The organism is Pseudomonas sp. NPDC090203, assembly GCF_044746765.1.
GTDB lineage: Bacteria > Pseudomonadota > Gammaproteobacteria > Pseudomonadales > Pseudomonadaceae > Aquipseudomonas > Aquipseudomonas putida_AD.
Genome location: NZ_JBIVCV010000006.1, coordinates 169,667 through 184,299, shown reverse-complemented (window position 1 = coordinate 184,299; position 14,633 = coordinate 169,667). Strand labels below are relative to the sequence as shown.

10 protein-coding genes (1 of these 10 cut by a window edge) are annotated in these 14,633 nt (G+C 63.8%); 6 read left to right on the top strand and 4 right to left on the bottom strand.

All coding sequences use genetic code 11. The features are described 5' to 3' along the window. The first annotated feature begins 8 nt into the window (after positions 1-8). On the top strand, positions 9-935 hold the full coding sequence (locus tag ACIPO9_RS12565) for a Gfo/Idh/MocA family protein (RefSeq protein WP_400781209.1): 927 nt from the start codon (positions 9-11) through the stop codon (positions 933-935). A gap of 163 nt (positions 936-1,098) precedes the next feature. Here ACIPO9_RS12565 and ACIPO9_RS12560 read toward each other — a convergent pair whose 3' ends face one another. The 3 genes from ACIPO9_RS12560 to ACIPO9_RS12550 all read right to left on the bottom strand — a co-directional run bounded on the left by ACIPO9_RS12560 (position 1,099) and on the right by ACIPO9_RS12550 (position 4,433). Then, complete coding sequence (locus ACIPO9_RS12560; RefSeq protein WP_400781417.1) at positions 1,099-2,196, bottom strand: D-alanyl-D-alanine carboxypeptidase family protein; 1,098 nt, start codon at positions 2,194-2,196, stop codon at positions 1,099-1,101. 181 nt (positions 2,197-2,377) lie between these two features. After that, positions 2,378-3,778, bottom strand: coding sequence for a sensor histidine kinase (locus tag ACIPO9_RS12555; RefSeq protein ID WP_400781206.1), 1,401 nt, complete (start codon positions 3,776-3,778; stop codon positions 2,378-2,380). Beyond that, complete coding sequence (locus tag ACIPO9_RS12550) at positions 3,756-4,433, bottom strand: response regulator transcription factor (RefSeq protein WP_400609380.1); 678 nt, start codon at positions 4,431-4,433, stop codon at positions 3,756-3,758. Before ACIPO9_RS12550 ends, ACIPO9_RS12555 begins: the two co-directional genes overlap by 23 nt. Positions 4,434-4,590: 157 nt before the next feature. Here ACIPO9_RS12550 and ACIPO9_RS12545 point away from each other — a divergent pair, with 157 nt between their 5' ends. Next, positions 4,591-5,394, top strand: coding sequence for a molybdate ABC transporter substrate-binding protein (locus tag ACIPO9_RS12545; RefSeq protein WP_400781204.1), 804 nt, complete (start codon positions 4,591-4,593; stop codon positions 5,392-5,394). Between the two features lie 370 nt (positions 5,395-5,764). On the opposite strand, the gene ACIPO9_RS12540 is transcribed toward ACIPO9_RS12545, so the two are convergent. Beyond that, complete coding sequence (locus ACIPO9_RS12540) at positions 5,765-7,510, bottom strand: OPT family oligopeptide transporter (protein WP_400781202.1); 1,746 nt, start codon at positions 7,508-7,510, stop codon at positions 5,765-5,767. 443 nt (positions 7,511-7,953) lie between these two features. On the opposite strand from ACIPO9_RS12540, the gene ACIPO9_RS12535 reads away from it, so the two are divergent. The 4 genes from ACIPO9_RS12535 to ACIPO9_RS12520 form a co-directional block, all read left to right on the top strand. Next, positions 7,954-8,427, top strand: a complete 474-nt coding sequence (locus ACIPO9_RS12535; protein ID WP_400781199.1) for a sigma-70 family RNA polymerase sigma factor — start codon at positions 7,954-7,956, stop codon at positions 8,425-8,427. Between the two features lie 67 nt (positions 8,428-8,494). Then, positions 8,495-10,189 (top strand): multidrug ABC transporter permease/ATP-binding protein, encoded by a 1,695-nt coding sequence (locus tag ACIPO9_RS12530; protein ID WP_400781196.1) that lies wholly within the window; start codon positions 8,495-8,497, stop codon positions 10,187-10,189. 162 nt (positions 10,190-10,351) lie between these two features. Beyond that, entirely contained in the window at positions 10,352-11,680 is a 1,329-nt protein-coding gene (locus ACIPO9_RS12525; RefSeq protein WP_274133712.1) for a lysine N(6)-hydroxylase/L-ornithine N(5)-oxygenase family protein, read from the top strand. Positions 11,681-11,806: 126 nt separating this feature from the next. After that, positions 11,807-14,633, top strand: the 5' portion of a protein-coding gene (locus tag ACIPO9_RS12520; protein WP_400781195.1) for an amino acid adenylation domain-containing protein. Its footprint extends 6,890 nt past the window's final position; 2,827 of the gene's 9,717 nt are visible here — the first part of the coding sequence; the start codon lies at positions 11,807-11,809; its stop codon lies off the right edge, out of view.

Below are 14,633 nucleotides of genomic sequence, written 5' to 3'. Positions count from 1 at the left end.
AGTCATCGATGCATCCGATTCGTTTAGGGCTGGTGGGCTACGGCAAGATCGCGCAGGACCAGCACGTTCCGGCGATCCTCGCCAACCCGCAGTTCGAGCTGGTGGCGGTTGCCACGTTGGGCCAGCCGTGCCCGGACGTTGCCAATTTCAGCTCGCTGGCCGAGTTGCTCGGCACAGGGCCGCAGGTGGATGCGATTGCCTTCTGCACCCCGCCACAAGGGCGCTTTGCCCTGGTGCAGCAGGCGCTGGATGCCGGCAAGCACGTGCTGGTGGAGAAACCGCCGTGCTCGACCCTGGGCGAAGCCATGGCGTTGGTCGATGACGTGGAAACCGCCGGTGTGACGGGCCTGTTCGCCTGGCATTCGCGTTTCGCGCCGGGGGTGCAGACTGCCAAAGACTGGCTCGTGGGCAAGACCCTCAAGCAGGTGCGCGTGGAGTGGAAAGAGCAGGTGCGCAAATGGCACCCCGGGCAGACCTGGATCTGGCAGGCGGGCGGGCTGGGGGTGTTCGATCCGGGCATCAATGCGCTGTCCATCGTCACGGATTTGCTGCCGGGCTCGCTGTTCGTCGAGTCTGCTGCGCTGAGCGTGCCGGACAATTGCCAGTCGCCCATTGCTGCGGACCTGAAGATTCGTGGCGCCGGGCTGGTGGAGGTACTCGCCGAATTCGATTTCGATCACAGCGACAACGAGCTGTGGCGCATCGAGCTGCAATGCGAGGAAGGCACGCTGAGGCTGGATTCGGGCGGTGCCCAGGTCAGCCTCGACGGTGTAGCGCAGCGGGTGTCGGAGGACGGCGAATACCCGGCGATGTACCGGCATTTTGCGCAGTTGATCGCGGACCGCCAGAGTGATCTGGACCTGCAACCGCTGCGCATCGTGGCGGACAGTTTTTTTGTCGGCAGCAAGGAGACGGTGGCGGCGTTTCATGAGTGACAAAACCTGACGCAAATCCCGTAGCAGCACGGCTTGCCGGCGGGGGCGGTGGATCAGCCACCGATGTATCGCCTGACACGACGCTCCCGCCGGCAAGCCGTGCTGCTACGGGTCCGAGGCGAACCGAAATCCCGTGAACACCCACGACATTCGGGCGTCATGCTCACGTGGCCTGGGACCACTCCCCAAACAGATTCCCCACGAACAGCCGCAACGAGTCCCAGGCCCGGCTCAGCAGCGAGCCGGGTTCGGTGGCTTGCAGTGCGATGAGCGGCCGTTCGGCGAGTTTGGTCTCGCCTTCGTACAGCGCGTAGCTGCCCACCACGTCACCCACGGCGATCGGCGCCACCAGCGGTGTGTCGATGTGCAGCCGGGTTTCGGTCTTGCGGTGCGGGTTCTTGGGCAGCGTCAGGCTGACGTCATCCAGCAGGCCGACCTGCAGGGTGCGGCTGTCGGCTTTCCAGACCATGGGCGTGGTCAGCGTCTGCCCGGCTTTCTGGTAGGTCTGGGTGTCGTAGAAGCGGTAGCCGTAGGTCAGCAGTTTTTCCGCATCGGCCGCCCGGTTGGCGATGCTGGTGGAGCCGAAGGTGGCGGTAATCAGGCGTCGGCCATCGCGTATCGCGGAGGTCACCATGCAGTAGCCGGCCGCCTCGGTGTGCCCGGTTTTCAAGCCATCGACCGTGTTGTCGCGCCACAGCAGCAGGTTGCGGTTGGGCTGCTTGATGCCGTTCCAGGTGAAGTGCTTGTGGGCGTACAGCTCGTAGTAGGCGGTCTCGTCGTTGATGATTGCCCGGGCCAGTCTGGCCATGTCATCGGCTGACGAATAATGCCCCTCGGCTGGCAGGCCCGTAGGGTTCATGAAGTGAGTGTTGTTCAGGCCCAGTTTCTGCGCGGTGTTGTTCATCAGCCCGGCGAAGCTGTCTTCGCTGCCGGCGATGTGCTCCGAGAGCGCCACCGCCGCGTCATTGCCCGAGTCGATGACCACGCCCTTGAGCAAGTCGTGGACCGAGACCTGGCTGCCGGGAACCAGGAACATACGCGAGCCTCCGGTGTGCCAGGCGTTCTCGCTGACGGTCACCAGGTCATCGGCCTTGAGCCCGCCGGCCTGCATCTGCCGGGTGGCGACGTACACCGTCATCAGCTTGGTCAGGCTCGCAGGGGGCAGGCGCTCGTCCGGCTCTTCGCTGGCGATCACATTGCCGCTGGCGGCGTCCATCAGCACCCAGGCCTTGGCGGTGAGTTGCGGCGGCGCCGGGATCATCGCGCCGGACGGGCCTGCCGGAATGGGCGCCGCAAAGGCGCAGGTCAGGTGCGAACAGACGAGAAACAGGCTGAGCCGCAGGATCGGATGCTTCACGGAATAGGGGCCTTGGCTGGACAGAAGGGCCGCCAAACTAGTGGCAGCGCGCCAGGGCCTCAAATGAAGCGAAGTTAAGAAATGTTTATGTTGGCGCCCCCGCAGTGCCATGCATCGGGCAATCGATCAGCACCCGAGTGCCTTGGCCGCCTTCGCCATCCTCGATGCTCAGGTTGAAGCCATGCAGCCGGGCCACGGCCGTGACCAGCGACAGGCCAAGGCCATGCCCCGGTGTCTGGCGCGAAGTGTCGCCCCGGTAAAGCCTGCGGGTCACGCTGCTGCGCTCGCTGGGCGCAATGCCGGGCCCGTTGTCGCTGACCTCGATCAGCACCCGGTCTGCCTCCTGACGGCATCCCAGCAGGATGGTCCCGCCCTGGGGCGTGAACTTGATCGCGTTATCCAGCAGGTTCACCAGGGCTTCGAACAGTAGCGCCGCGTCGCCTTGCAACGGCGCGACATCAGCCGCCAATTGCAGCAGCAGGACCTGGCCCTTGTCATGGGCCATGGGCTCGTAGAACTCATGGGCCTGACGCAGCAGTTCATCGGCGGCGAGCGTCTGGAAGGCGCCCCGGCGACGAGTGTCCTCCAGCTCCGAGATGCGCAGCAGGCCCTGGAAACGCAGCATGATCGACTCGCTTTCTTCCAGTGCCAGGTTCAACGTGTGGCTGTGGCCGGTTTCCAGAGGCAGTTGCTGGAGTTGGTACAGCCGCGTGCGCAGGCGCGTGAGCGGGGTGCGCAAGTCATGGGCGATGCCGTCGCACACGCTTTTGACCTCATGCATCAGTTGCTCGATGTGTTCGAGCATGATGTTCACTGCGTTGGCGAGCATGTCCAGTTCGTCGCGGCGGGTCGACAGCGGCAGGCGTTCGCGCAGGTTGCCCGAGACGATGCGTTCGGTACTGCGCTGCAAGCGTTCGACCCGGCGCAAGGGCCTGCGGCGCAACAGTCGCCAGCCGATCAGACCGGGAATCAGCGTCAGCGACAGACCCCAGAACAACGCCTGGCCGATGATCCCGCCAACGGCTGAAATCGAGCCGCCGTCGCGGGCCAGAATCAGGATCCGACCGTCCGGTCGATTCACCCGCAAGGCATGGCTGCTGCGGGTCTGTTCATCGGGCTGGGCAATGCTCAGGCCGCGCTCCAGATAGTGCACCCGCCCATCGTCGGGCAGGCTGGAGCGCAGCTTTAGCAGGTCGCCCGCGATGTGCGTGCCGTCCGCCTCGAACAAGCCGTAGGCGTCGATGCCGGTCACGGCGTAGGCTTCGCTGGCGGCCAGTTCACCGACCAGCGAGGCGTCGTCGATCTTCTGGTAGTAATGGGCCCGCTGCATCAGCGTGCGTTCGGCGACCTTGCCCAGGTACTGGGAGATTTCCCAATACAGCACGCCGGTGAACATCGCACCCCAGGCCACGAAGAACAGCGCGTACAGGCCGATCAGCCGGCTGTTGCTGGAGCGCCAGCGGTCAGGCCTTTTCGACCAGAACATAGCCCGCTCCCCGTACGGTCTGGATCACCGGCGTGGCAAGGCCTTCGATCTTCTTGCGCAAGCGCCCGATGTGCACCTCGATGATGTTGGTGCCCGGATCGAAGTGATAGCCCCAGACTTCCTGGAACAGCATGGTGCGGGTGACCAGTTGCCCGGCGTTGCGCAGCAGGTAGGTCAACAGCTTGAATTCGGTGGGCAGCAGGGCGATGGGGGTGCCGTCGCAAGTCAGGCGCTGGTCGATCAGCTCAAGCTTGAGATTGCCCAGGCACAGGCAATGATCGGCGCCGGTGGCGGCGGGGTTGCGCAACAGCACTTCGAGGCGCGCCACCATCTCGACCATGGAAAACGGTTTGGTCAGGTAATCGTCACCCCCGGAGCGCAGCCCGCGCACGCGCTCGTCGACGTCGGACAGCGCACTGATCATCAGCACCGGTGTCTGGATATTGAGCTGGCGCAGGGTGCTGACGATCGTCAGGCCGTCGAAGTCCGGCAGCATGCGGTCCAGGGTAATGACGTCGTGACCGCCGGCAATGGCCAGCGACAGGCCCTCGCGGCCATTGTCGGCCCATTGGGTGGTGAAGCCGTGGGCGGCGAGTTCGGCGATGATGCCCTGGGCGGTGACCTCGTCATCCTCGATGACCAACGCTCGGTTCATGGGGTGCTCCGGTTGGGATGACCGGCCATTGTACGGTCATCGGTACCCAAAACTGGACCGCCATAGGGCAAACTAAACTTTTCTTAACCTGGGTTAATGCTCGATGGGGCAGGTCTGGGTTAGCGTTCGACCCTTTACCCCCGAGGAAGCACCCTCTGTGAGACGTTCATTGACGGCCCTGGTGCTGGGCCTTTCGTTGCTGTGCTGCAGCCAGACTCAAGCCGCAGCGCCTGCAAAGACATCTGCAAAGTCAGCTGCAAAAACGCCGTCCGTCACCCTGACGCTGTTCAGTGCCGATGCCATCACCGCCGCCGTGCAGAGCCTGGTCACCGAATATGAAACCGTCAGCGGGACGAAGCTTGCGGTGGTGCAGTTCTCCGAGGCGTCGCGTCAATCCACCGGTGCCGAACTGGCGGCGGCCCAGGCGGCGGATGTGGTGCTCAGCGCCCGTTCGACCATGGACACCCTGGTGGCCCAGGGGCGAGTGGACAGCGCGTCGCGGATCGATTTCGGCAAATCCTTCATTGCCGTAGCCGTGCGCGCAGGCAGCGCCAGGCCGGATATCGGCAGCCAGGCAGCGTTTCGCGAAACCCTGGTGAGTGCGCCGTCAGTGGCGTATTCGAACAATGCCAGCGGCATGTACCTGACCCACTGGCTGTTCCCGCACATGCAGTTGCCCGAGGATTTCAAGAACAGACTGGTGGAGGGGAATTCGGCCGGTGAAACCGTGGCCAGGGGAGAGGCGCAGATTGGGCTGCAGCAGATGAGCGAGTTGAAATCGGTGAGCGGCATCGAGGTCGTCGGCCTGATTCCCGACGCGCTCCAGCAGATGAAGCTCTACTCGGCAGGCCTTGTCAAAGGCAGTCCGCACCCGGCCGAGGCCGCGGCGCTGCTCGCCTGGTTGCGCTCCGGCGCCTCGAGCAAGGCCGTGGAACGAGGCGGGCTGATGCCGCTGCGCTGAGGGACACGATTTCAGAACTGCCCGACACCTGCCAATGCAATGGAGAAGGAAACAATCAGCATCAGCAGAATGGTCATGTTGATGGACATCGGGGGCAATCCTTGTTCGGGTTTTCGAGGTTGCCATGATCCTGAACTGCGCCGGCAAAATGAACGGCGATCTTGCGTATGTTGGTTATCGATACAATCGATAGTTCCACGCTTTCAAGCGGCCGGCGCCTGCTACGGTTTCGAGGCGATTCCAGATCCCTCAGACACCCCCAACCTGTAGGAGCGCGCTTGCCCGCGACGGCGCCCGCAAAATCGCTGACGCCGGCAAGCGGAACGCCGCCCGGCCGTGCTGCTACGAGGCTGTGGCGATTGCAAATCCCTCAAAAACTCCTGAACATCTCCCAGAACGACGCACCCACCCCGACGATGCTTTCCCCGGCAATCAACCCGGCTGCGGCGGTGATTGCGAAGCGCTCGGTGAGGCTGGGCCAGCGGCGACTGACGATCCAGGTCAGCACGGCGCCAAGCCCCATCATCAGCGAGGTTGACGCGGGTAACACGAACGCCAGCCCCAGTGCCGCCGTGCTCGGCAGCCAGCGCGCGAAACGTTGCGGCAGCAAGCTGTCCAGCGCACCCAACAGCCCCCCGGACACGGCGCCCAGGAAAATCGCCCAGCGAATCTCTGGCGACAGCGATTCCAGCCCATGGGTCAGGGTTTGCGCCACGGCCTTCCAGGTGGCAACGGCTGGGGCCGGCCATTGCTCGGTCAGCAGCATGTGCTGCGGATCGGGAATCAGCGCCATGTACACCAGCACCCCCACCACGCTGCCGATGAAGATCCCGATGCACTGCGCCACTACCTGTTTCTTCGGCGTTGCGCCAATCGCCAGGCCCACCTTGAAATCGTTCATCAGGTCCGTGGACTGACCGGCCGCGCCGCCTGCGGTGTTGGCGCTCATCAGGTTGATCGGCACCTGACCGGGCGCGATCAGCCCGAAGGTCAGTTGCGACAGCTTGCCGATGGCGCCAATGGGCGCGATTCCAGTGGCACCCACCACCCGCGCCGCCACCACCGCAAGACAGATCGCCAGCGGAATGCTCAGCAACGCCATCCGCAGATCGATTCCGAACAGCGCCGCTTGCAAGCCCACCACCAGCGCAATGGACAACAGCAGCCCCAGCGCGGGACCAGCCGAGAAAGGCGCCTTGGCCTTAGGCGTGTCGCTGGCCGACACACGCCTCGGCGCCCTGAATAATCGCACCGCCAGAGCGGTGAGCGTCGAACACACCATCAGGCTCACACCGGGCCACAACAACCACTCCACCAGCCTGGCGAACTGCGGCCCGCTGGCATCAGGCGCAAGCAGCAGCCAGCCGTGAGCGATCAGCCAGGGCGCCAACCCACCCCAGGCCAGCAGCGCGCCGAACAGCAGCGTCAGCCCGACGCGAATGCCGATGATCCCGCCAAAACCCACCAGCAACAGCGACGGATCGAGGGTGAAGGTCAGCCGCTCCAGTTGCGCCGTCGGCGCCCAGCGCGGGATGGCCCAGATGAAGCCATCGACCCACTTCACCAGCCCCGACAACAACGCCGCGCCAAACAACACCTTGATTCGCACCACCGCTTCGTGACCGTGGCGGTAGATGTGCTGCAGGGTTTCCAGCGTTGCCATGCCCTCGGGAAATTTCAGACCGTGATCGTTGAGCAGGGAAGGGCGCAGGTACCACGCGATCCAGATGCCCAGAAAACTCACGGAAAACACCCAGGCCATCATCGGCACCGGGTCCAGTTGCTGGCCGGTGAGCAAGGTGTAGGCGGGAATCGGCGCCACCAATCCCCCGGAAATGATCGACGCGGCAGCCGAAGCCACGGTCTGGTTGATGTTGCTTTCATGCAGCGTCCAGGCCGGCAGCTTGCCGTTGCGCCGCGCCAGGCTCTGCCACAGGCCAAAGCCCACCAGCAGCGCGATGATCGACATGTTGAACGACCAGCCGATCTTCAAGCCCGCGTAGACGTTCGAGGGGGTCAGCAGGATACCCAGCAGGGCGCCGGTGAGTACCGCGCGCGGGCTTAGTTCGCGCTCGATGCGGATGTCTTGCGGCGGCGTTGCAGCGTGGCGGCCCATGGCAAATCCTGTGCGGGAAGTCGGGTCAGGCCTGTCAGACCAAAATCTGCGACGCAAGTCTCAGCTTCAAATCGAAATGTATCGTCCATGAAACATTTTTTTGACAGGCAAAAATGCTCGTCTAGCCTGAATAATCCCTTCGTCCGACAATCTTTAATAACCATAAAAACGTTTAAAAATCAGTAACTTGAGTCTATTTGGCCATCATCTGGCCGCCACTCGTCGGACAACAAAACGACCACGCCGTTATAACGAAAGTTTCACAAGACGGTAAATTTTCTTACATTGCAATGAGAATCGTTTGCGTTATTCTTCGCGTTCCTTTGTATCCGGGGATGTCGAAAAACATGGAATTTCGTCCTGCAATGAGCCAGCCAGTCAGGCTTCGCGCGACCGGACCTGGCGGGGGCTGTGTGGCGATCGATCCTCATCTCGATGCTTTGATGGGCACCTACAACACCCATCGGGAAGGGCTGTTGCGCCTGGCTGCAAAATTCCTCGGCTGTCGTGCCCGCGCCGAAGACGTGGTGCAGGATGCCTTCGTGAAAATGCTCGAAAGCGACCTGGCGTCCATCGAGCCTGCGCGCTACATGTTCCGTGTGGTGCGTAACCTGGCCATCGACCGCCTGCGCCGTCAGCGTCTCGAGCGCAACCACGGTGTCGAAGCCGAACTCGACGAGCAGCAACGCTTCGACGTCTCGCCGGAGCGGGTGCTGGCGGGGCGCGAATCGGTCAGCCAACTGGTCGGCGCCCTCAACGAGCTGCCCAAGCGCATGCGCATCGTGTTCAACCTCAGCCAGATCCAGGGTTACACCCAGCGCGACGTGGCCAAGGTCATCGGCACTTCGCCCACCATGGTCAATTTCCTCCTGCGTGACACGCTATCCCATTGCCGTTCGCGGCTGGGCGAGATCTGAGCGTGGGTTTCACTTTTTCTGCCTTTGCCTTTGCCTTTGCCTTTGCCTTTACTGCCCGGAGTCATCCATGAAATTAGTTCGTCTGGTCTTCCAGCAATACCGCTGGCCCCTTGCGATGGTGTTGTTGCTGAGCATCAGCAGTGGCCTGCTGAGCGTGGGCGTGATCGCCTTCGTGAACCAGCGCATGATCAGCACCCACGACGGTCTGGGCACCGCGCTGTGGCAGTTCGGCCTGATGCTGGCGGTGTTGCTGGCGCTGGCGTCCGGTGCCTCGCTGTCACTGACGGCGCTGGGGCATCGTTTTGTCTACGGCCTGCGCCGGGTGATGGTCAAGCGCCTGCTGGACACCAACATCGAACGCATCGAGTCCATCGGCGGGGCGAAGATCTTTGCCAGTCTGTCCAGCGACATCCGCGCGGTGACCATGGCTTTCGTGCAGTTGCCGGACCTGATCTACGGCACGGTGTTGAGCGTCGCGGCGTTCAGTTACCTGGCCTGGCTTTCGCCTTCGCTGTTCGTCACCACCCTGTGCTGGATGGCCTTCACCCTGGGCGTTGGCTGGCTGCTGGTGGGCAAGCTCAATGCGCACATCCGGGCGCTGCGTGAGTCCGAAGACAAGCTGTACCAGAGCTATCAGGGCGTGATCGACGGGCGCAAGGAGCTGACCCTCAACCGCGACCGCGCCCGACGTCTGTACGAAGAAACCTTCGACGCCGCCGCACTGCGCTACCGCGAGCATTTCACCCTGGCCGACCGCTACCACGGCCTGGCCAGCAACTGGGCGAACATCATGGTGCTGGGCACCATTGGCCTGGCGTTCTACCTGGCCAACGGCCTGGGCTGGGCGCCGACCGAAGTGGCAGCGACCTACGCGCTGACCGTGCTGTTCATGCGCACGCCGCTGGTGCTGGCGGTGGCGGCGATTCCGGCCCAGGTCTCCGGGCGCGTGGCGCTGGACAAGGTCGAGTCGCTGGCGTTGGCCGAGCACCACGATAGTTTCGAAGTCGCCCCGAGTCACATCGCCGGCCACTGGCAGACCCTGGAATTGCGTGACGTGGAATATCACTACCCGCCTCAGGGCGACGAGCCTGGCTTCGACGTCGGGCCGGTCAACCTGACCCTGCGTCGTGGCGAAACGGTGTTCCTGATGGGCGGCAACGGCAGCGGCAAGTCCAGCCTGGCGCGCCTGCTCAGCGGGCTGTATCGCCCTTCGGCCGGGGTGATCCTGATTGATGGCCAGGCGATCGGCGCCGACGACTGGCTCGCCTACCGTCACCTGTTCGCCAGCGTGTTCACCGATTTTCACCTGTTCTCGCAGTTGCTGGGGGAGAAGGGCGAGAACGCCGACGCGCCGCACATCGAGCATTGGCTTGAGCAACTGCACATGAAACACAAGGTGCAGATCGGCGACGGGCACTTGCTCGACACCCGTTTCTCCCAGGGCCAGCGCAAGCGTCTGGCGCTGTTGCTGGCGCTGCTGGAGAAGCGCGACATCCTGCTGCTGGACGAGTGGGCCGCTGACCAGGATCCGCTGTTTCGCCGCTTCTTCTACCGCGAGCTGCTGCCGATGTTCAAACAGGCTGGCATTACTGTATTCGCGATCAGCCACGACGACCAGTACTTCGACCTGGCCGACCGGCTGGTGAAGATGGAGTCCGGCCAGCTCAGCGAATTGCAGGGTGATCGCCGGGAAAACGCCAGCCGCGATGCGGTGCACGAGATCGGCGGCGCCTACCGGATGCAAAACGTAAATGCTTTGTAAGTTTTTCATCGCAAGGGACTAAACAGCCTGAAGGCTCAGGCGTCTTTGTAATGATAATCAGTCTTACTCATTCTTGATGCGCACTCACTGCCCGAATGCCGCTGTGACCTGGGTCACGCAAGGCTCCACCTGAGGGCGCATCGCTCCAAACGAGAGGGAAGCATGGAACTCGTCTACGACTACATCGGCATAGGATTCGGCCCGTCCAACCTGGCACTGGCCATCGCCACTCAGGAGCATGCGCTGCGCACCGGTCTTGCGCCCAAGGTGTGTTTCCTGGAGAAGAAGCCAGCGTTCAACTGGCACGAAGGCATGCTGATCGACGGCTCAACCATGCAGATTTCCTTCCTCAAGGATCTGGTCACCCAGCGCAACCCGGCCAGCCGTTTCACCTTCGTGAATTACCTGAAAGAGCGCGGGCGCCTGCAGGATTTCATCAACCTCAAGACCTTCTTCCCGACGCGCGAGGAGTACACCGACTACCTGAGCTGGGCCGCCTCGCACTTTGCCGAGCAGGCGCACTACGGCGAGGAAGTGATCTCGGTCGAACCGCATTTCCAGGACGGCCGATTTGTCGCAGTGGACGTGCTGTCCCGTGGGCCGAGCGGTGGCATTTCCCGGCGCCGGGCGCGCAACCTGGTGTTCGGTATCGGCGGCATCCCCCAGGCGCCAGCGGCATTCGATGGCCTGAGCGATCCGCGCGTACTGCACTCGGCCGGCTACCGTGGCGGCATCGAAAAACTGCTGACCAACCGCCCGGGCCCGGTGCGGGTGGCGGTGGTGGGCGGCGGCCAGAGCGCGGCGGAAATCTTCGAAGACCTGGCCAGCCGTTTCGACAACGTCGAGGCCAGCCTGGTGATTCGCGGCAGCGCGCTCAAGCCGTCCGACGACAGCCCCTTCGTCAACCAGATCTTCAACCCGTCGTTCACCGACACCATCTTCAACCACAGCGAGGAGCGCCGCGACGCGCTGTTCGCGGAGTTCCGCAACACCAACTATTCGGTGGTCGACAACGACCTGATCGAGACCATCTTCCAGCGCCTCTATCACCAGAAGGTGCGCGGCGAGCAGCGTCATCGCCTGCTGACCAACCGCGAAGTGGCCCACGCCGAAGTCAGTGCCGCCGGCATCGAGCTGTTCCTGCGCGACGCTCCCCATGACCAGATGCACAGCGAGTCCTTCGACATCGTGGTGCTGGCCACCGGTTACCGCCGTGACTACCACCTGGAGTTGCTGGCAGGCGTGCAGGACCACATTCAGGGCGCAGGCGTTGACCGCAATTATCGCCTGCCACTGACCGCCGGCAGCGACGCAGGCATTTTTCTCCAGGGCTGCTGCGAAGACAGCCACGGCCTGAGTGACACTCTGCTGTCGGTGCTTGCGGTGCGTTCCCAGGAAGTGGTCGAGTCGATTTTCGACGGACATGAACAGTCCTGCGCCAGCCGACCGGCGAGCGCCCACGAGCGCGTGGCGTTGAAACTGGCGCGCTGATCCGCGCCCGCCACACCCGTCGTCACGGTGGCTGCTGGTCGGCCACCCACTCTTTTCTCACAACGTTGCGGGCGGCCCGAGAGGCTGTCTGTGGGTTGAGCCTTGCCGAAACAAATAGGTGAAAGAATGAAATCCATACGAGATCAGGCCGCGCATTTTCCCGAACTGGTGGGCCTTTATGCGCAGAGCCAGCCGGACCGGATTGCCCTTCGACACATCGTTTCCGAAGACCATGAACCGCTGCTGACCAGCTACGCCGAGCTGGACTTGCAGGCGCGATCCATTGCCGGATTGCTGCAGCATCACCTGGGCGTCCAGGGTGGCGAGCGCTGCGTGCTGATCCTGCCCACCGGTGCCGACTACGCGGCAGCGTTCCTGGGCTGCCTGCATGCCGGTGTCATCGCGGTTCCGGCGTTCGCGCCCGAGTACAACCGCCAGACGCACCTGGATCGCCTGACCGGCATCCTGCAGGACGCCGCCCCTGGCGTGGTGCTGGGGCGTCGCGAAGACCTGGATAAATTCGAGCACCTGCTGCAACCCTTCATGCCGGCGGGCGGGCGTTTTGTCGCCATCGAAGAGGTCCACGGCTGGCAGGCATCGTTCCAGCCCTCGCTGATCGACACCTCGTCGCTGGCGTTCCTGCAATACACCTCCGGTTCCACCAGCGCGCCCAAGGGCGTGATGGTCTCGCACAACAACCTGATGGCCAACGAAGTGGCCATGGCCCGGCACTTTGTTACCGATGCCGCCACCGAGAGCTGGGTCAGCTGGCTGCCGCTGTACCACGATATGGGCCTGATGTGCGGCCTGCTGCTGCCGCTGTATTACGGCGGCACCCTGAACCTGATGTCGCCCAATTATTTCCTTGGTCGCCCGGCGCGCTGGCTGGAAGTCATGAGCCAGTACGGCGGCACCTTCTCCGGCGGCCCGGATTTCGCCTATCGCCTGTGCGTCGAGCGGATCAAGCCGAACGCCGTGAAGAACCTCAAGCTCGACAACTGGAGCCTGGCGTTTTCCGGTTCCGAGCCGATCCGCATCGCGACCCTGGACGCCTTCAGCGAGCATTTCGCCGCCGCCGGTTTCGACCGTCGCGCCTTGACCCCCAGCTATGGCCTGGCCGAAGCCACGCTGTTCGTCGCTGCGGCCATGCGTGACAAGCCGTTCGGCATCAAGCGTTTCGATGGCAATCAACTGGCGCCGGGGGACTCTGCCGAAGCGCTGTTCGCCAACGGGAACGCCACCAGCCGCCTGCCGGGTTGCGGCTGGTGCCGTGACGATCATGACCTGCGCATCGTCGATCCGGCCACCCAACAGGTGTTGCCGCAAGGGCAGGTGGGTGAAATCTGGATCGCCGGCCCAAGCGTTGCCGAAGGCTATTGGCAGAACCCCGAGGCCACTGCCCAGACCTTCGTTCAGCACGACGGCCAGCGCTGGCTGCGCAGCGGTGACCTGGGGATTGCCAGTGCCGGCGAGCTGTTCATCAGTGGCCGCTTGAAGGACCTGATTATCCTCAACGGCCAGAACCTCTACCCGCAGGACATCGAACAGTCGCTGGAAAAAAGCGTCGAGCTGCTGCGTCGCGGGCGCATCGCCGCCTTCCCGGTGACCGACGAGCAGGGCGCCGAAGGGGTGGGGCTGGCCCTGGAAATCAGCCGCAACGTGCGCCGCCTGATGAAGCCGCAGATGATCTGCGAAGCGGTGCGCGATGCGGTGTCCGAACTCTTCCTGGTGGCGCCAAAAGTCATCGTGCTGCTGGAGCCGGGCGCCTTGCCGCGCACCACCAGCGGCAAGTTGCAGCGTTCGGCCTGCCGGGCCGGTTGGCAGAACGGCAGCCTGGACAGCTTCGCCCTCTGGCAGGACGGCCGTCTGCTCGACACCGCCGGCGAGCAAGGCCCTGCCGACGCCCAGCCGGTTCTGCCCGGTGTGCTGGCCGCCTGGCGTGAAGTGCTGGGCAAGCAGGACCTCACCCCACACGACCACTTCTTCGCCCGTGGCGGCGACTCGGTGGGCGTGGTCCAGATACTGTCGCGGCTCAACCGCGAGCTGGGCCTGAAGCTGGAACCGGCGCACCTGTTCGAGCACCCGACCCTGGGCCAGTTCAGCGCCCATGTCGCAAGCCAGTCCCGCAGCAGCGAAGGTCCACAGGCCGTGGCACGCATCCCGCGTGATCCTGCGCCGGAGCAGTCCTTCGCCCAGCAACGGCTGTGGTTCCTCGCGCAACTGGAACCGGACAGCAGCGCCTATCACCTGTGCGGGCAGTTGAGCCTGAACGGCGCGGTGGACGACCTCGCCCTGCAGCGCAGCTTCGACGATCTGGCGGCACGCCATGAGAGCCTGCGCACCACCTTTGCCATCGACGCCAACGAGATGCTGGTGCAGCGCATTCATGCACCGCAGCCGGTCATCATCGAGCGTCACGATTTGAGTCTGCATGCCCAGCCGGTCGAGGCCCTGGGCGAGCTGGCCAAGGCTGCGGTCGAGCAGCCGATGGATTTGCAGACCGGTCCCCTGTGGCGCGTGCTCAACGTGCGTCTGGCCGCCGACCAGCAACAACTGGTGCTGGTGCTGCATCACATCATCGCTGACGGCTGGTCGGTGCAGGTCATCCTCAAGGACTTCGCCGCGCTCTACCGCGCCCACGCACAAAACCGCACGCCCGCATTGCCGGAGTTGCCGATCCAGTACGCCGACTTCGCCGCCTGGCAGCGTGAGCGTCTGGCCGCTGGCGAGCGTGAGCGTCAACTCAAGTACTGGCGCGAGCGCCTGGGCGACACCCAGCCGGTGCTCGACCTGCCTGCCGACCGCCCGCGTGCGGCGCAGCAAAGTCATCGCGGCGCACGTTATGCCATCGCCTTCGACAGCACGCTGAGCCAAGGGCTGCGGGATCTGGCGGCGGGTCACGGCGCCACGCTGTTCATGGTCATGCTGGCGGCCTACAAGACCCTGTTGCAGC